The 16,768-nt window shown below is 67.5% G+C and carries 18 protein-coding genes; 8 read left to right on the top strand and 10 right to left on the bottom strand.

Translation table 11 applies throughout. The annotated features are described in order from the left end of the window. The first annotated feature begins 42 nt into the window (after positions 1-42). Positions 43-378 (top strand): hypothetical protein, encoded by a 336-nt coding sequence (locus tag ACT53T_RS12540; protein ID WP_400767301.1) that lies wholly within the window; start codon positions 43-45, stop codon positions 376-378. A gap of 29 nt (positions 379-407) precedes the next feature. Here ACT53T_RS12540 and ACT53T_RS12535 read toward each other — a convergent pair whose 3' ends face one another. Then, the gene (locus ACT53T_RS12535; protein ID WP_400767300.1) at positions 408-932 is read right to left on the bottom strand and encodes a CreA family protein; all 525 of its coding nucleotides are present in this window, start codon (positions 930-932) and stop codon (positions 408-410) included. Between the two features lie 194 nt (positions 933-1,126). Between ACT53T_RS12535 and ACT53T_RS12530 the strand changes: the two genes are divergently transcribed. After that, positions 1,127-2,236, top strand: coding sequence for a DUF2865 domain-containing protein (locus ACT53T_RS12530; protein WP_476161444.1), 1,110 nt, complete (start codon positions 1,127-1,129; stop codon positions 2,234-2,236). Here ACT53T_RS12530 and ACT53T_RS12525 read toward each other — a convergent pair. The 5 genes from ACT53T_RS12525 to ACT53T_RS12505 form a co-directional block, all read right to left on the bottom strand. Further along, positions 2,217-3,773 carry a hypothetical protein gene (locus tag ACT53T_RS12525; protein WP_476161443.1) on the bottom strand — a complete coding sequence of 519 codons (1,557 nt, stop codon included), beginning with the start codon at positions 3,771-3,773 and terminating at the stop codon, positions 2,217-2,219. The two genes, ACT53T_RS12530 and ACT53T_RS12525, sit on opposite strands and share 20 nt — an antisense overlap. Before the next feature lie 35 nt (positions 3,774-3,808). Next, positions 3,809-4,801: an NAD(P)H-dependent glycerol-3-phosphate dehydrogenase gene (locus ACT53T_RS12520; RefSeq protein WP_476161442.1), complete on the bottom strand. Its 993-nt coding sequence runs from the start codon at positions 4,799-4,801 to the stop codon at positions 3,809-3,811. Next, positions 4,798-5,343: a phospholipase D-like domain-containing protein gene (locus ACT53T_RS12515; RefSeq protein WP_476161441.1), complete on the bottom strand. Its 546-nt coding sequence runs from the start codon at positions 5,341-5,343 to the stop codon at positions 4,798-4,800. Before ACT53T_RS12515 ends, ACT53T_RS12520 begins: the two co-directional genes overlap by 4 nt. 30 nt (positions 5,344-5,373) lie before the next feature. Beyond that, positions 5,374-6,435: a tRNA (adenosine(37)-N6)-threonylcarbamoyltransferase complex transferase subunit TsaD gene (gene tsaD / locus ACT53T_RS12510; RefSeq protein ID WP_026191240.1), complete on the bottom strand. Its 1,062-nt coding sequence runs from the start codon at positions 6,433-6,435 to the stop codon at positions 5,374-5,376. Between the two features lie 100 nt (positions 6,436-6,535). Then, positions 6,536-6,745, bottom strand: a complete 210-nt coding sequence (locus tag ACT53T_RS12505; RefSeq protein ID WP_476161440.1) for a DUF1192 domain-containing protein — start codon at positions 6,743-6,745, stop codon at positions 6,536-6,538. 284 nt (positions 6,746-7,029) lie between these two features. Between ACT53T_RS12505 and ppdK the strand changes: the two genes are divergently transcribed. The 3 genes from ppdK to ACT53T_RS12490 all read left to right on the top strand — a co-directional run bounded on the left by ppdK (position 7,030) and on the right by ACT53T_RS12490 (position 11,403). Further along, positions 7,030-9,708, top strand: coding sequence for a pyruvate, phosphate dikinase (ppdK, locus tag ACT53T_RS12500; protein ID WP_476161439.1), 2,679 nt, complete (start codon positions 7,030-7,032; stop codon positions 9,706-9,708). Between the two features lie 50 nt (positions 9,709-9,758). Further along, entirely contained in the window at positions 9,759-10,178 is a 420-nt protein-coding gene (locus tag ACT53T_RS12495; protein ID WP_476161438.1) for a secondary thiamine-phosphate synthase enzyme YjbQ, read from the top strand. A gap of 139 nt (positions 10,179-10,317) precedes the next feature. Then, a complete protein-coding gene (locus ACT53T_RS12490) occupies positions 10,318-11,403 on the top strand; it encodes a cell wall hydrolase (protein WP_476161437.1) in 1,086 nt (361 codons plus the stop codon). 73 nt (positions 11,404-11,476) lie between these two features. Here the strand turns inward: ACT53T_RS12490 and ACT53T_RS12485 are convergent, their stop codons facing one another. The 4 genes from ACT53T_RS12485 to ACT53T_RS12470 all read right to left on the bottom strand — a co-directional run bounded on the left by ACT53T_RS12485 (position 11,477) and on the right by ACT53T_RS12470 (position 13,253). Next, positions 11,477-11,998, bottom strand: a complete 522-nt coding sequence (locus ACT53T_RS12485) for a GNAT family N-acetyltransferase (protein WP_476161436.1) — start codon at positions 11,996-11,998, stop codon at positions 11,477-11,479. Then, the gene (locus tag ACT53T_RS12480; RefSeq protein ID WP_476161435.1) at positions 11,995-12,480 is read right to left on the bottom strand and encodes a type II toxin-antitoxin system TacA family antitoxin; all 486 of its coding nucleotides are present in this window, start codon (positions 12,478-12,480) and stop codon (positions 11,995-11,997) included. Before ACT53T_RS12480 ends, ACT53T_RS12485 begins: the two co-directional genes overlap by 4 nt. Continuing rightward, the gene (locus ACT53T_RS12475) at positions 12,477-12,842 is read right to left on the bottom strand and encodes a tRNA-binding protein (protein WP_476161434.1); all 366 of its coding nucleotides are present in this window, start codon (positions 12,840-12,842) and stop codon (positions 12,477-12,479) included. Before ACT53T_RS12475 ends, ACT53T_RS12480 begins: the two co-directional genes overlap by 4 nt. A gap of 105 nt (positions 12,843-12,947) precedes the next feature. Beyond that, positions 12,948-13,253 (bottom strand): hypothetical protein, encoded by a 306-nt coding sequence (locus ACT53T_RS12470; RefSeq protein ID WP_018264978.1) that lies wholly within the window; start codon positions 13,251-13,253, stop codon positions 12,948-12,950. Positions 13,254-13,615: 362 nt separating this feature from the next. Between ACT53T_RS12470 and ACT53T_RS12465 the strand changes: the two genes are divergently transcribed. From ACT53T_RS12465 to ACT53T_RS12455, 3 genes are all read left to right on the top strand, one after another. Continuing rightward, complete coding sequence (locus ACT53T_RS12465) at positions 13,616-14,155, top strand: SixA phosphatase family protein (protein WP_400767282.1); 540 nt, start codon at positions 13,616-13,618, stop codon at positions 14,153-14,155. 456 nt (positions 14,156-14,611) lie between these two features. Beyond that, the gene (locus tag ACT53T_RS12460) at positions 14,612-16,117 is read left to right on the top strand and encodes a YcjX family GTP-binding protein (RefSeq protein ID WP_476161433.1); all 1,506 of its coding nucleotides are present in this window, start codon (positions 14,612-14,614) and stop codon (positions 16,115-16,117) included. 40 nt (positions 16,118-16,157) lie between these two features. Further along, positions 16,158-16,757 (top strand): hypothetical protein, encoded by a 600-nt coding sequence (locus tag ACT53T_RS12455; RefSeq protein WP_476161432.1) that lies wholly within the window; start codon positions 16,158-16,160, stop codon positions 16,755-16,757. Positions 16,758-16,768 lie beyond the last annotated feature (11 nt).

The raw sequence follows: 16,768 nt of genomic DNA, 5'->3' as shown, positions 1-16,768 counted from the left end.
GCGGCGAGGCGAATGAGCGTCCCCGCGCGAGGCGTGCCCCCGATGTTCTCCACCGAATTTCAGCGTCTCGTTCTCCCGCGTCTCGCCATTCCGCTGCTGGGCGGATTGCTGCTCGCGGCGGCCCAGGGCGGCGCCCGCGCCGCCGAGGCGCCGAAGAACGTCTATTTGATCTCCGGCACCGAAGGCTATGGCGTCGTCGAATGCATCACGCAGAAGAAAGAATGCGGGAAGATCGTCGCCGACAGCTGGTGCGAGTCGCATGGCCACGGCCCCGCGGTGGCCTTCGGCCGCGCCGACGACGTGACCTCGGCGATCGGCCCGGCCTCGGCGCGCAAGCCCTTGACGGCCGAAGCCGCCGTCGTCTCCTGCGGCGACTGAGCGTGGGCGGGCGCAGGCCCGCCGCCGCGTCATTTTTTCAAGAACTCGCCGCATTGCGCGACGTCGCCGGCGCCCCAGGGCTGGATCGGCACGCCCGAGGTGGAGTTTTCCGGCGAACCTTCGATCAGGCGATCAGAATAGGCCATATAGACCAGCGCATTGTGCTTGGCGTCGCAGCCGCGCACGATATGCAGGCGCTTCCACAGCGCAGAGCGGCGCTCGCTGAACACTTCGTCGCCCTGACCGAATTTCTCCTTGAATTTCACCGGCCCATATTGACGGCAGGACAGCGACACATCGGAGGTCTGCTCCGCGACGCCGAACATTCCGGCGACGCCGCCCTTCTCATGCACGGTGTAATAGCAGGCCACCCCGTCTATATCGGGGTCGTCGAGCACATAGGTCGCCAATTTGTCGTTGGGCGTCAGCAGCTTGAAGTCGGTGGACTTGCGAAAGATCAGATCCGGCCCGTCGGCCCGGGCGGGCGCTGCGCCGAGGGCGGCGAAGAGCCCGGAGGCGATGAGAGCGGACAGGACGAATTTGGACGGCTTCATAACTGCGTTCCTCCAGAGCGCCGGGAAATTCCCTCGACAAATGTCGTGACGCGCCTTGTTCGCGACAAGAAGCTCGCGACAATCGCGCGCCGATTGATCGGACGGACGATATGCCCGATATGGTCTCGAGCTCGACGGTTTCGGATTCGCCGGCCCGCGGCGCCTCGCCTTTCGAATCGCGCAATATAGGACCAATGTCGGCGAAACATATCATTCGGAAGACGTCCGCCCGCCAGCGGCTCCTGCAACGCCTCGCGGGCGCGCTCATTCTGGCGGCGGCCGCGCTGCTCTCCGCGCCGGCGATGGCGCAATCGGCCTATTGCGACAATTTGCGCGCGCAGATCGCCGCCGCTGGAAACAACAGCGGCTCGGCCCGCTATCGCGCCGCCGCCGCGACCCAGCAGAAAGAGATCGACCGCACGGTCGCCTATGGCCATTCCATCGGCTGCGACCGGCGGCAGTTCCTCTTCTTCGGCAATGCGCCGCCCCCGCAATGCGGCGCGATCAACGGCCGCATCGCGCAGATGCGCTCCAATCTCGCCGCGCTCCAGCAGAATTCCGGCGACGGCCAGCGGCAGGCGCTGCAGGCGCGCTTCGATCAGCAATGCCGGCAGCCGCAGCAGCCGACGCGCGTCGCCTCGCGTCAGCGCAATATTTTCGAGGAGCTGTTCGGCTCGCAGGAGGAGGAGCCGACGCCTGTCCGCGAGCTTCCGCTCGACGGGCAGCAGGATCGCGGCGAGGACGACAATGGCGGGCCTGTCGCGCGTGGCGGCTCGCTGGCGGTCTGCGTGCGCGCCTGCGACGGCGGCTTCTTCCCCATCAGCTATTCGGCGCGGCGCGCCAATCTCGCCGATCTCCAGGAATTGTGCCGGGCGCAATGCCCCAATGTCGAAGTGACGCTCTACACGCGCTCGCCCTCGCGCGACATAGAGACTGCGGTGTCGATGGATGGCGAGGCCTATGGCGACCATCCCAATGCGCTGAAATTCACCAAGAGCTATGATCCGACCTGCTCCTGCCGGCCGCCGGGCCGCAGCTGGGCGGAGACGCTCGCCGAGGCGGAGCGCCTGCTGGCCGAGCGCAACAAGGGCGATCTCGTCGTCTCGGCGGAAAAGGCGGAGGAAATGTCGCGGCCGATCATCGCGCGCACGGCGCGAGGCGCGGTCTCGCCCAATCTCCCGGCCACCGGCCCGGAGGCCGCTCAGCCGGAGAAGCGCCCCGTGGACGCGCATGAGACGACGCGCGAGATCGTCGGCGCCGACGGCGTCAAGAAGCGCGTGCGCGTCATCGCGCCGACCTTGTGATCTCCTCCCGCTCATAGAGCGTCCAGGCGAAGCCCGAGAGGCCCGAGGCCGGGAAATATCCGCGCCGCAGGAAGGCCGAGCGGCAATCCTGCGGGCCGGCGGAGCGCCGCTCCGCATGTTCCGCCTGTGAATCAGGCAGATCGACCACCAGCAGAAAGGCCGGCGGCGTCGCGCACCATTCGGCCGGAGCGACGGGCGTCGCGACGACGCCCAGCCTATGGGCATAATACGCGACGACGGCCTTGGTCTCGCCGCGGGCGAAATCGACGGCGTAGGACGCCTCGTTACGCTCGGCCATGATCGTCACCGCATCCGCGTAATGGCCGCGGCCGTCGCAGTAGAAATCAGCGAGCTGCGCGGCGTCGCCGACTGCAAAGGCGAGAAGCAGGACCGCCGCCGCCACGCGCCGCCACGCGCCGGCGCGCCAAAGGGCGGCGCAGCCTTCGGCCGCGAGCAGCGCGAGGCCGATCGCCGCGGTCGAGTGAAAGCGCGGATATTGCTGACTCGGCAGGCCGGCGGCCACATGCAGCAGCGGCAGGCCGAAAACGGCGATGGCCGGGAAGACCCGCCGCTCTGCCGGCAGAACCGCCAGCAGGCCGAGGGCGAGCAGGCCGGCGGCGCCGAGAAGGACGAAATCATCGACGCCGCGCGGAAAGCCCAAGGTCGCCCGCGCCATTCCGGCGACGCCCTCGGCGAAGATCGCCGGGCTCAGCGGAACCATGGCCCCGACCTGAAAATCCGGGGCTAGCGCGCCATAGGCGAAGCAGGCGAGCGCGGGAAGGCTGGCGAGCCCGGCGACAGCCCCTATCGCGACCGCCCGGCCGAGAGTGCTGCTGCGAAACCGCAGCAGCGCCGTCAGCGCCAGCGCGCCGCTCGCCTCGATCATCGTGAGGTGGGAGAAGGTCCCGAAACCGATCGCCGCCGCCAGCGCCAGCAGCCTGCGCCAGGAGGCGCCCTCGACCAGAATGGCGTCCACGACACCATAGGCCAGCAGCACGGCGAGCGTCATGCCGGCATAGCCGCGCGCCTCGGAGCCGTAATGGACGAAGAAATAGGAGGTCGCGAAGACGAAAGCCGCGATGAGGCCGGCCGCGTCGCAATAGCGGCGGCTGGCGGCCGCGGCGGCGGGAATGGCCAGCGTCCCGAATGCGACCGCGGCGAGGCGCATCAGCGGAACCGGCGCGTTCGGGCCTATGAGATAGAGCCAGCCGGAATTGGCGACATGATTATTGTCGTGATGCAGACCGATGAAGACGTCGCCGAAGGAATGCGCCCGCTCGAGCAGGTTCAGCGTCCAGATTTCATCGAGCCAGAGATCGCCCTGCGCAGCGCAGAGGCGCAGGGCCGCTCCGATGAGGGTGAAGGCGATGAGGGCATAGCGAAATGCGCCGAGGCCCCCTCCCTCACCCTCCCCCGCTTTGCGGGAGAGGGGGGCGGCGACGTTACGCGCAACGTCCCTGACGCGCGGAATCTGCTCCCTCTCCTGCGAAGCGGGGAAGGGTTGGGGAGGGGGCGCGACTTTCGGCTCGTTTCGCATCGGCGAGAAGATCGCATCGAGCCGTCAACGAAAGCTCAAGCCTCAGCCCTGAGCGGCCGCATCAGCAGCGCCTCTATCGCCTGATCGACGCCGATCGCGCCCGACAATATCGCATCCACAGCCTCGGCGATCGGCATTTCGACGCCGCGCTCCCTGGCCATGGCGACCAACGCCGAGGCGGTGAAAGCGCCCTCGGCGAGCTTGCCATGGGCGGCCTCGAGCGGCGCCTCGCCGCTCGCCAGCGCCGCGCCCAGCGCGAAATTGCGCGATTGCGCCGAGCCGCAGGTGAGCACCAGATCGCCGAGGCCGGAGAGGCCCATCAGCGTCTCCTGATTGACGCCATAGGCGCGGCCGAGGCGCGTCAGCTCGGCGAAGCCGCGGGCGATCAGCGCGGCGCCGGCGCTGGCGCCGAGCGCCCTGCCCGCCGCCATGCCACTCGCTATGGCGAGCACATTCTTCGCCGCGCCGCCGATCTCGACGCCCAGCACATCGGTGGAGCGATAGAGGCGGAAGGCGCGCGTCGACAATGTCTCGCAGAGGCGCTTGGCCAGCGCCTCGTCGCGCGCGGCGAGCGTCACCGCCGTCGGCAGGCCGCGGCAGACGTCGGCGGCGAAGCTCGGGCCAGAGAGAATAGCGATGTTCGCCTGCGGCAACTCCTGCGCCGCCACCTCGCTCATGAAGCGCCGCGTGCCGCGCTCTATGCCCTTGGAGCAGATGACGAAAGCCGTTCCCGGCGCGAGAATGTCGCGAAAGCGCCGCGCCACTTCGCGCATCGCCTGCGCCGGAACCACCGAGAGCACGACGCCGGCGCCCGCCACGGCCTCGAGATCGGCGGAAGGCGCGACGCCCGCGGCCAGCGGCAGGCCCGGCAGATAGGCGCGGTTCTCGCGGTCGCGCGAAAGAGCGGCGATATGGGCGGGATCATGGCCCCAGAGCGCGACTCTCTCGCGCCCGGTCGCGGCCACATTGGCGAGCGCCGTTCCCCAGGCGCCGGCGCCCAGCACGGCGATCTTCTCCTCGCTCGTCATCGCATCCCGATCTTCTGATTGTCCGAGCGCGCCCATAGCCGCTCGAATGTCGCCTCGAACTGCTCGACCGCACTAGGGCTTTCGATCAATATGAGGTCATTGTCCTGGAATTCTTCGCCCGAGACCGAAAAATTGGCCGATCCGCTGCGCAGCATCCGTCCGTCCACCTGATAGGACTTCAGATGCATCAGATCGCGCGACCGGCCCTTGCGCCTGATCTCCATATTGCGGGCGGCGGCGACCGCCTCCACCGCCGGGCCGAGGCCGCCGCGCTCCTCCCCATCGATATAGATTCGCACGCGCACGCCGCGCATGGCGGCGGCGCCCAGCGCCGAGATCACAGCGCGATCGGTGAGAACATAAGCGGCCATATCGATGGATTTTTTGGCGCCGCCGATGAGCCGAAGATCGATGTCCTCGAAGCCGGGACGCGGCCCATAGAAGACGCGCACGCCGACGGCGAGCGGCTCCTGCGACAGCAGGCCGCCCGGCTGCGGCGGAACCGAGAAGGTCGCCGCCGCGGCCAGCAAGAGCCGTTTCATCTTATCCGCCCCGCCGAAGGCATCGAGCGCTCACGCCTTGCCGTGGTGCAGCGCGCCGGCGTTGGCGTCCAGCGGCCAGCGCGGGCGGGCGGCGAAGGTCAGATCATCGGTCATGCCGCGCGCAAAGCGCTCGAGCCCGGCCCAGGCCACCACGGCGCCATTGTCCGAGCACAGGCCCGGCGGCGGCGAGACGAAGCGCAAGCCGGTCTCAGCGCACAGACGCGTGAGCGCGCGGCGGATCGCGCCATTGGCGCCGACGCCGCCGCCGATGACGAGGCCATTGGGCTGGCCGCCATTCTGCGTGAAGATGCGCAGGCCGGAGCGAACGCGATCGACCAGAACATCCACGATCGCCGCCTGGAAGGAGGCGGCGAGATCGGCGACGTCGCGCTCGGTCGGCGTTCCGATCCGGGCGATCTCCTGCCGCACCGCGGTCTTGAGGCCGGAGAGCGAGAAATCTGCCCCCTCGCGGCCGAACATGGGACGCGGGAAATCGAAGCGGGCGGGATCGCCCTCCTCCGCCAAACGCTCGATATGCGGGCCGCCGGGATAGGGAAGCCCGAGCATTTTGGCGACCTTGTCGAAGGCCTCGCCGGCCGCGTCATCGACCGTCGAGCCGAGCCGCTTGTAATCCCCGACGCCCATCACGGCGACGAGCTGCGTATGGCCGCCGGAAACCAGCAGAGCGAGATAGGGGAAGTCCAGCCGCTCGGTCAGGCGGCCGGTGAGCGCATGGGCCTCGAGGTGATTGACGGCGATGAAAGGCTTGTCGGCGGCCAGCGCCAGCGCCTTGGCCGCGGTGAGGCCGACCAGAATGCCGCCGATGAGGCCCGGCCCGGCGGAAGCCGCTATGGCGTCGACGCCGGCGATATCGGTTCCCGCCGTATCCAGCGCGCGGACGATCAGCCGCTCCAGCACGTCGATATGGGCGCGCGCCGCGATCTCCGGCACGACGCCGCCATAGGCCGCATGCTGGGCGATCTGGCTCATCACCTCATTTGAGAGAATGTCGCCGCCATCGCCGCCGATGCGCGACGCCACGACGGCGACCGCCGTCTCGTCGCAGGTGGTTTCAATGCCGAGCACGCGCATGGACGGATCCTCGAGCGCCGGCGGACGAATCGCCCTGCCGGCGGGAGCCAAAACAGGCGCCAACCTATAGGCGCGCGGCCCGGCAAAGCAAATCGCCGATCTATTTCTTGAAAAACGCGTCGGCGGCCGCGAGCGAGGCCGCCTTGGCGGCGCGCGCCTGCTCCAGCCGCGCGATCTCGGCGCGCAGCAGCGCGATGCGCGCGTCGAATTCGGCGACCGAGAGCGCGTCCAGGGGCTGGCCGATCTCATGCGAAACGGTCTTGCCGCTTCCCACTCCGGCGCGCGGACGCTCATCCTGGTCGTCGATCATGGCGTGGTCCCCGAAGCTTTCCTCGCGGAATTGCATTAGACCAGAAAAGCGCGCCGCTCGCCATGCGTCGGGACGCGCGTCTCTTTTCTGCGCCGACGGGGCCGCCGTTCACGGAATATTCGTCTGGGCCGACCTATTTTGCGACAAGGACCGGTCATTCGCCGGACAATCCCGGCGCCGCCGGTTGCGAGCGTGAGCTCGAATATGCGAAACCTTCGGGGGAAGCTCTCGGCGGTCCGGTTCTTGTATGTTGCGCCGCAGCGTGGCGCCCGGAAAATGATGCTATGACCAAATGGGTCTATAATTTCGGCGGCGGCGCGGCCGAAGGCGCGGCCGCGATGAAGAACCTGCTCGGCGGCAAGGGAGCCAATCTCGCCGAAATGGCCGGGCTCGGCCTGCCGGTCCCCCCTGGCTTCACCATAACCACCGAGGTTTGCTCGCATTTCTATGCGAATAGCAAAACTTATCCAGCCGAGCTCGGCGCGCAGATCGACGCGGCGCTGGAGCGTCTCGGCGATCTCGCCGGCCATAGCTTCGGCGAGTCGAAATGGCCGCTGCTGGTCTCGGTGCGCTCCGGCGCCCGCGCCTCCATGCCCGGCATGATGGATACGGTGCTGAACCTCGGCCTCAACGACAAGACCGTCGGGGCGCTGGCGGCGATCGCCGGCAATGAGCGCTTCGCCTATGATTCCTACCGTCGCTTCGTCGAAATGTATGCGACCGTGGTGCTCGGCCTCGAGCATCACGCGTTCGAGGACGCGCTCGAGCACTATAAGGAGAAGAAGGGCCTCTCGCTCGACACGGATCTTTCGGCCGATGATTGGCGCTTTATCGTCGACACATTCAAGACGATTGTCGAGAAAGCGACCGCCCGCCCCTTTCCACAGGAGCCGCGCGAGCAATTATGGGGCGCGATCGGCGCCGTCTTCTCCTCCTGGATGAATCACCGCGCCATCATCTATCGCCAGCTGCACAATATTCCCGAGGATTGGGGCACGGCCGTCAATGTGCAGGCCATGGTCTTCGGCAATATGGACGATAATTCCGCGACCGGCGTCGCTTTCACGCGCAATCCCTCGACCGGCGCGCGCGAGCTCTATGGCGAGTTCCTCATCAATGCGCAGGGCGAGGATGTCGTCGCCGGCATTCGCACCCCGCAGCCCATCACCGAGGCGGCGCGCCGCGCCGGCGGCTCCACCCGCCCCTCCATGGAAGCGGCGCTGCCGGATGTGTTCGAGGAGTTCCGCCACGTCTCGGCCCTGCTCGAGAAGCATTATCGCGACATGCAGGACATGGAGTTCACCGTCGAGCGCGGGAAGCTCTGGATGCTGCAGACGCGCACCGGCAAGCGCACCGCGCCGGCCGCGCTGAAGATCGCCGTCGACATGGCCAATGAGGGGCTCATCACGCGCGACGAGGCGATATTGCGCATCGATCCTCTGTCGCTCGACCAATTGCTGCATCCCACCATCGACCCCGACGTGAAGACGACCATATTGGCCAGCGGCCTGCCCGCCTCGCCCGGCGCCGCCGTCGGCGAGATCGTCTTCGACGCCGCGGAGGCGGAGGCGCTCGCCGCGCAGGGCCGCAAGATCATTCTGGTGCGCGTCGAGACGAGCCCGGAGGATATCGGCGGAATGCACGCCGCCGAGGGCATTTTGACGACGCGCGGCGGCATGACCTCGCACGCCGCTGTGGTGGCCCGCGGCATGGGCAAGCCCTGCGTCTCCGGCGTCGGCGCCATCCGCGTGAGCTATGAGGACCAGAGCTTTTCTGTCGCGGGGCGGCGCTTCGCCAAGGGCGATCTCGTCACCATAGACGGCTCGGCCGGGCGCGTGATCGCCGGCGCGGTGAAGATGCGCCAGCCGGAGCTCACCGGCGAATTCGCCGTGCTGATGGAATGGGCGGACAAGGCCCGCCGCATGCGCGTGCGCGCCAACGCCGAGACGCCGGCCGACGCCCGCGCGGCGCGGCGCTTCGGCGCCGAGGGCGTCGGCCTCGCCCGCACCGAGCATATGTTCTTCGAGGACGACCGCATCGTCGCCGTGCGCGAGATGATCCTCGCCGATGATGTCGAGGGCCGCCGCGCCGCGCTCGCCAAGCTGCTGCCGATCCAGCGCGGGGATTTTCAGGAGCTGTTCGAGATCATGGCCGGCCTGCCGGTGACGATCCGCCTGCTCGACCCGCCGCTGCACGAGTTCCTGCCGCATACGGAATCCGAGATCGCCGAGGTGGCGCAAGCCATGGGCGCCGATCCGGCCAAGCTGCGCCAGCGCGCCAAGGAGCTCTCCGAGTTCAACCCCATGCTCGGCTTTCGCGGCGTGCGCCTCGCCATCGCCTTTCCCGAGATCGCGGAGATGCAGGCGCGCGCGATCTTCGAGGCGGCGATCGCCTCCGCCGCGCAGACCGGCGTGCCGGCGACGATCGAGATCATGGTGCCGCTGGTCTTCTCCAAGGCGGAGCTGGATTTCGTCGCCGCGCGCATAGACGCGACGGCGAAGGCGCTCGAGCAGGAGACCGGCCTCTCGCCCAAATATCACATCGGCACGATGATCGAGCTGCCGCGCGCCTGCCTGCGCGCCGCCGAGATCGCCGAGACGGCGGAGTTCTTCTCCTTCGGCACCAATGACCTCACCCAGACGGCGCTGGGCGTCTCGCGCGACGACGCCGGCTCCTTCCTCGGCGCCTATACGCAGAAGGGGATATTGGCTGCCGATCCTTTCGTGACCATCGATCAGCAGGGCGTCGGCGAGCTGGTGCGCATCGCGGCCGAGCGCGCCCGCGCGCAACGTCCGGCGATCAAGCTCGGCATTTGCGGCGAGCATGGCGGCGATCCGGCCTCCATCGCCTTCTTCGAGAGCGTCGGCCTCGATTACGTGTCCTGCTCGCCCTATCGCGTGCCGATCGCCCGCCTCGCCGCGGCGCAGGCGGCGCTGGGCAAGGAGGCGGTGAGCACGGCGTGAGCGCATGAGGAGCGCTGGACTTCTCCGCGCTTCCTCCGCACATTCCCCCAATGCGCCAATCGCTCCATCACTTCCATGTCGAGACCCGCGGCAAGGGCTTTTACGACGTCACCCGCGTCGTCTCCGCCTGGGCGCGCGGCGAGGGACTGACGACGGGCTTGCTGACGCTGTTCTGCCGGCACACATCGGCCTCGCTCACGATTCAGGAGAACGCCGATCCGGCCGTGCTACGCGATCTCGAGCGCGCCTTCGCCGGCCTCGCGCCAGAGGGCGCGCGCCTCTATGAGCACGACACGGAAGGCCCGGACGATATGCCCGCGCACATACGGACGGCGCTGACGCAGACGCAGCTCTCCATTCCGCTGTCGCGCGGCGCGCTCGTGCTGGGAACTTGGCAGGCGATCTATATCTTCGAGCATCGCCATGGCGCGCAAACGCGCGAGCTGGTGGCGCATCTCCTCGGCGAATGATCCAAAGCGGGACATGCGAGGAGCGCCGCCTTAACCGACCCGCAAGCCTAATGAGCGATAACGCTTGCCGTTAGGCTTTTCTGCGTTTGCGTGTGGCGTTTCGGCCACGCTTCCGCGGGTCGAGACGGGGCGTCAGCGTATGAGTCGTCGGTCGGGAGTGAGCTGGGCCATAGGCGTCATCGCGCCCTGGTGGCTGGGCGCGGGCCTGTTGGTGTCCTTCACCGCGGCCGCCGGCCAGGACCCTTCGCAAGGCTGGAACACAGCGCCGCATCTCGCGCGCCTGCAGACGGCGCGGCTCTCTGTCGGCGCGCCAGAAGACATTCACGCGCAGCCGGACGAGCGCGAGCCGCATGCCGCGCTGAAGCCCCACGCCGAGGCTTTCCCCGAGGTGGACCGCACCAAAAAGGGCGATCCCGTCATCGCCATGCGGCCCTCCTTCGACACGCGACGCAATGATAGCGAGACGGTGGAGATTTCGCTCGGCTCGGACAACGAGACGACGACCATCTCCCTCGCCGAACCGGAAGCCGCCGACCTCCCCGCCGATTCCAGCGGCGCGCCGACGACACAGCGCGGCAATGGCCAGGCCTCGCCCTCGCAACGCGGCTCGGCGACGACGCAGCGCATCTCCGAGGCGATGCGCGAACGCGCCGCCCATGGAGCGACGCCGCAGGTCGCGCGCGCCGCGGCGCTCGCCTCCTCGACGCCGGCGCAGCCCGACGCGGTGCCGATCGCCGTCGCCTCCTTCGCGCCGTCGCGCGCTCTGCAAGATTCGAAGATGCCGCCCGATTACGCCTCGCTGATCGATCCCGACAAGCTGGCGCGCGAGAAGCGCTGCCTCGCCGAGGCGGTCTATTTCGAATCGCGCAGCGAGCCGGAGGCGGGCCAGGCGGCGGTGGCGCAAGTGGTGCTGAACCGCGTGTCCTCGGGACTCTATCCGACCAGCGTCTGCGGCGTCGTCTATCAGAACCGCAGCCATTACAAGGCCTGCCAATTCTCCTTCGCCTGCGAAGGCCGCAAGCTGCGCGTCACCGAGCCCGATTCCTGGGCGACCGCCCAGCGCATCGCCGATGAGGTGATGAACGGCCACACCTATATTTCGGACGTGGGCCGCTCGACGCATTACCACGCCAATTACGTGAAACCGCGTTGGGCCAAGCAGCTGAAGAAGATGGACAAGATCGGCAATCATATCTTCTATCGGCTGCGGCCGGGGCAGACGTGAGCGCGCCCTATGCCATTCGATCTGTCGCGGAGCGCCATTTGATTTGTCGCGCTACATCCTGCGAGCCGCTAAATCAGCGACGCTCCGCGAAGCTCAGCCGCAGATCGGCCATGCGAATGATCATCGCGCGGCGCGGATCATAAGGCAGCTCGCAAAACCCCCATCGTGCGTAAAAGCGACGCGCATCATCGTCGAGCGGATGGGTGAGGAGGCCGGCGCCGCCGATGATCTCGGAAACGCGCAGCGCCGTCTCGAAAGCAAAGAAGAGAAGGTCAGCGGCGTATCCCCGTCCCTGACAGGCCTTGTCTACAGCGAGCTGTCCGAGCAATAGGACGGGCACAGGGTCGGGGCGATTGCGTTGCTGCGGCTTCGGCAGATAGGCGCGCTCGATCTGCGCCGCGCTCATCGCCACATAGGCGACGATGAGGCCCGTGTCGCCGGCCGTCATCACATTGACGCGCGACACGTCATTGAGCTGGTTGATCCACGCGCGACGGCGAAACCACTCGTTGAGGGACGCTCGCCCGCAATCGAACTGGCTGCGGTCGTCGCTTTCCTGGAGCGGCCGCGGCGGCGACGGCGCCGCGATCTTCATTTTTTCCAAGAGGGCGTTCGGCGCGCCAACGCCGAAAGCGCGGCTATCGGCTCGGCGGGACGGTCGAGCCACGCCTCGAACGCTTCCCAATCTTTCGCCGGTATGGTGACGACGCCACGCTCGAGCACCTCGGCCTCCGCCGCCTCCACCGCCTTGCGACGCATGAATTCGCTCAACGTCATGCGCGACTGGGCCGCCGCCTCTTCCAGCAGCGCGCGCTCATCGGGCGAGACCCGCACGCTCAGGACGGAGGTCGTTGTGGATTGCTCTTTCATGCGTATGACAATAGCATACAGACTCGAAATTTCAATTCGAGTGGGCGCGACGGCGGTTTCGCGACGGCGATGTCGGAAGAAAAGCCACGAACGATACGAGAGCGGATATTCGCCTGGGACGATTGGCTGGCGACGCTCGAGTTTCTCGTCGATCTGTTCGGCTGGCTCAACGTGTTCAAATAAAGCGGCGAGCCCCCGCCCCTTCAATACAGCCGCGCCCCATTCGGCACGGCCCGCTCCGGCGCGACCAGAACCACATCGCCATTTTCGTCGGGGAAGCCGAGCGTCAGCACCTCGGACATGAACTTGCCGATCTGCCGCGGCGGGAAATTCACCACTGCCGCCACCTGGCGCCCGACCAGCGTCGAAACATCGTAATGAGCCGTGATCTGCGCGCTGGAGCGCTTCACGCCGAGGCCAGGGCCGAAATCGATCTCGAGCTTATAGGCGGGCTTGCGCGCCTCGGGAAAAGCATGGGCGGCGACGATCGTGCCGATGCGAATGTCGACGGCCGAAAAATGCGTAAAATCGATCCGTTCGGCCGCAGGCGCGGCGGGGTCGGAGCTCATGCGTAAAATCCTGGCGCGCCGCTTTTCGTCGAGAAGCCGCACGAAGCGGCCTCTCGACAAAGAATGCTCGCCGCCGGCCCACGCTCGCGGCGGGCCGGCGCCGTCTCAGTGCGCGGCCCAGTCGTCGCGCGTCGGCAGCACGTCGCGCTGCGTCTTCATCTCGACCCAGGCGAAGGCTCCGTTCGGATCGGCGACGGCGATGCTGTTCTCGATGATGAGCTTGTCGCACAGCATCACGCAGATGGCGTCGATCGGCGCGCTGGTGTCGTTCTCCTCGGTCATGCGATCGATGGAGATCTCGCCCTCTTCCTCGCCGTCGACGAGGTGCATGATGAACACCTCCTCGTGACCGGCGACGCCATGCGCGTTGACCCTGAAAGTTTCGCCACGATATTGGAATTCGCGGATCATGCGTTCCCTTCCCCCAGTTCCCACGGCGCGAGCGCCGCAATCGTCTATGCCGGCCGCGCGCGAGCGATTCCGTCCACGCGCGCGCGGGATGGCGGCGAAGCGCCATCGGGGAAAATGCTATAGCGCAACCGAGCCGCTTCGAAAACCTCGCGCGCGAGCGGATCGGCGCGGCATTTCGCTCGCGGGACCGGCGGGCGGCGCCACGCATATGGGCGCGCCGCGTCGCGAAACTTTCGCTATGATCGGCAAAGAGTGATTTCCGGCCGGACGGGCTCCGGCGCGCCGACGTGGCGAATTTGTGAAAAAAACGCCGCTCGGGGCGCTCCCGCTCCGGGCCGCCGTCTAGCGATCGGGCCGAAAGAATGATGCGACGTCTCATCCTGCTGCGCCACGCCAAAGCCGACGCCCATTCCGCGGGGGGCGATCGCCAGCGCCCGCTGACCAAGCGCGGCGAGGAGGACGCCCGCTCCGTCGGCCGCTATCTGGCCGAGGCCGGGCTGGCGCCGGATCTCGCCGTCGCCTCCGACGCGCGCCGCGCCAAGCGCACGCTGGACCTCGCTCTGGAGGCGTTTCCGCGCGAGGTCGAGCACAGGCTGGACGATGAATTCTATCTGGCGACGCCGGATCGGCTGCTGGACGCCGTGCGCCAGACGCCGGCCGAGATATCCACCCTGCTCGCCATCGGGCACAATCCCGGCTTCGCCGAGCTGGCCTCCGCCCTCGCCTCCGACGGCGAGCCCGAGGCGCTCACCCGCATGCGCTCCAAATATCCGACCGCGGCGCTGGCGGTGCTGGATTTCGACGCCGAGGATTGGGCGATGGTCGGCGAAGGCGCCGGCCATCTCGAGCGTTTCGTGACGCCGGGCGATCTGCGCGGCGGAATCGCCGACGAGCCGGACTGAAGCGCAGCCTCCCGCGATCTTCGGCCGATCGGCTCGCGCGGCGTCGCCGCCTTCCTTCTCCCCGCTTGCGGGGAGAAGGTGAGGATGAGGGGCTCGGGGCGTTTTCCGTCCCTGGCTAACGCCCCGAGCCCCTCACCCCGGCCCTCTCCCCGCTCTCGCGGGGAGAGGGAGGACGGGCCGTATCACTCGTCGCCGCCGTGGACGCCGGGCGGGTCGGGCTGCGGATTGAAGGCCTGAGCGCCGGCGGCGCTGAAGACGAAGCCGGCGACGAGGCCGAGGGTCAGGAAAAGCTTCTTCATCGGGGTTTCTCCATTCGGTGTTTCGCGTCATTTGCGATGTGTGGAGATTAGCCGCCGTTCCCCCTGGCGTTTGTGCGCTGGCGAACATTGCGCGCCCTACCCAAATCGCCGGCCGCTTGTTACACGAGAGGCGACCCCGCACGCCCGAGCCGCCACCTTGTCGCAGATTTCCGATCTTCTCTTCGACACCACCGTCGCCGCCGCCAGCCTCAAGGATTTTCTGGCGGGCGGGCGCTTGCGGCTCGGCGTCACCGGCCTGTCGCGCTCCGGCAAGACGGTGTTCATCACCTCGCTGGTGCATCATCTGACCCGCGCCGTCGCCGCGCGCGACGCCGCGCATGGCCGCAAGAATCAGCTGCCCGTCTTCCGCGTCGCCGCCGAGAATCGCCTGCGCAGCGCCCATCTCGATCCGCAGCCGGACGACGCCGTGCCGCGCTTCTCCTATGAGGAGCACCTCTCCGCGCTGACCGGCGCCGATCGCCATTGGCCGCAATCGACGCGCCGCATCTCCGAGCTGCGCGTGACGCTGGAATATGACCGCAAATCCGCCGGGCTGCTGTCGAGCTTTCGTCCCGGTCCGGCGCGGCTGGACATAGACATCGTCGATTATCCCGGCGAATGGCTGCTCGACCTGCCGCTCTTGGAAAAATCCTATGCGCAATGGTCGCGCGAGACGCTGGAGGCCGCCTCGGCGGCAGCGCGCGCGACCATCGCCGCCGATTGGCGCGGCGCGACGGCGAGCGTCGATCCGAAGGAGCCGGCCTCTGAGGATGTGGCGCGCAAGCTCGCGGCGCTATTCACCAATTATCTGCGCGCCGCCAAGACGGAGCGCTTCGCCCTCTCCACTCTGCCGCCGGGGCGCTTTCTGATGCCGGGCGAGCTCGAGGGCTCGCCGGCGCTGACCTTCGCGCCGCTGCCAATCGAGGAAGGCTCGGCGCCCCCGTCCGGGAGCCTCGCGGCGATGATGGAGCGCCGCTACGAGGCCTATAAGACCCATGTGGTGCGGCCTTTCTTCCGCGATCATTTCGCGCGGCTCGATCGGCAGATCGTGCTGGTGGACGCGCTCGCCGCGCTGAACTCCGGCCCCGCCGCCGTGCGCGATCTCGAGACCGCGCTCGCCGATGTGCTGACCGCTTTCCGCACCGGCCGCTCCAGTCTTCTCTCGACCATCTTCCGCCCGAAGATCGACCGCATCCTCTTCGCGGCCACCAAGGCCGACCATCTCCACCATACGAGCCATGATCGGCTCGAAGCCGTGCTGCGCCACCTCACCTCGCGCGCGATCGAGCGCGCCGAGGGCGTGGGCGCGACCATAGACGTGATCGCGCTCGCCGCCGTGCGCGCGACGCGCGAGGCCATCGTCAAGCATGACGGAGAATCGCTCGCGGCCATCGTCGGCACGCCGATCGAGGGCGAGCGCATCGGCGACGACGTGTTCGACGGCGTGGCGGAGGGCGCGATCTTCCCCGGCGAATTGCCGGCCGATCCGCGCCATGTCTTCCGCGGCGACGCTCTGGCGCTGGCCGAGGAGGACGCCGATTTCCGCTTCCTGAAATTCCGCCCGCCGATCGCCTCCCTCGGCCGCGACAAGGAGCCCCTGCCGCTGCCGCATATCAGGCTCGATCGGGCGATGGAGTTTTTGTTCGGGGATAGGCTGGGGTGACGTAGCCGCGTCTCGTTTACAGAAAAATTGGAGCATGACCATGCTTCGCATTCTCACGACGATTTTCATCGCGTCGCTTCTTTCGGAACACGTCCGAGCGGAAGAATTCGGATGCAAATTGCTGTGGGGAGGCTTTCGTAACGCTGTCGTTCGAAACGGCGAAGGAAAGGAAATCGCCTATACAGTGTCGAGCGGCCATTCTGATTGGGAATTGCAGCCAATCGGCTATCACGCGACGGCAGTGATTCAATGCGCTCATTGCGAACCGGGACGCGTCGTACGGGGGCTCATCTGGCTGGGCGTGTCGGACCAGCCGCTTCATGAACTCGGCGCCGCTGTGGCTCGAAGCGTCCTGGAGGCGCGCTTCAAGATCTGGTTCATCACGCCTTACGAGACCGCGAGACCACGGGGCGAAGAGAGTGCGACTCGCTTCGGCGATTTTACCGGCTGGCGGCGCAGCTACGAGACGTTTCGAAAGGATGGGAACGCCAGCCACGACATCGTCACCGCTTCGGCGAGCGACGGATGCGGTCTGATCAATTTATGGCTGGAGACGTCGCCGCTGGCGGCTGATCGCTCTATCGCCGATTCCGTCGAAAACCTGTTAGCGGCGATACGGATCACGAAGAATGGCGGGTGATCGCGAGCACG

The organism is Methylosinus sp. DMC45 (assembly GCF_056313885.1).
This window is presented reverse-complemented; position numbering and strand designations above follow the sequence as displayed.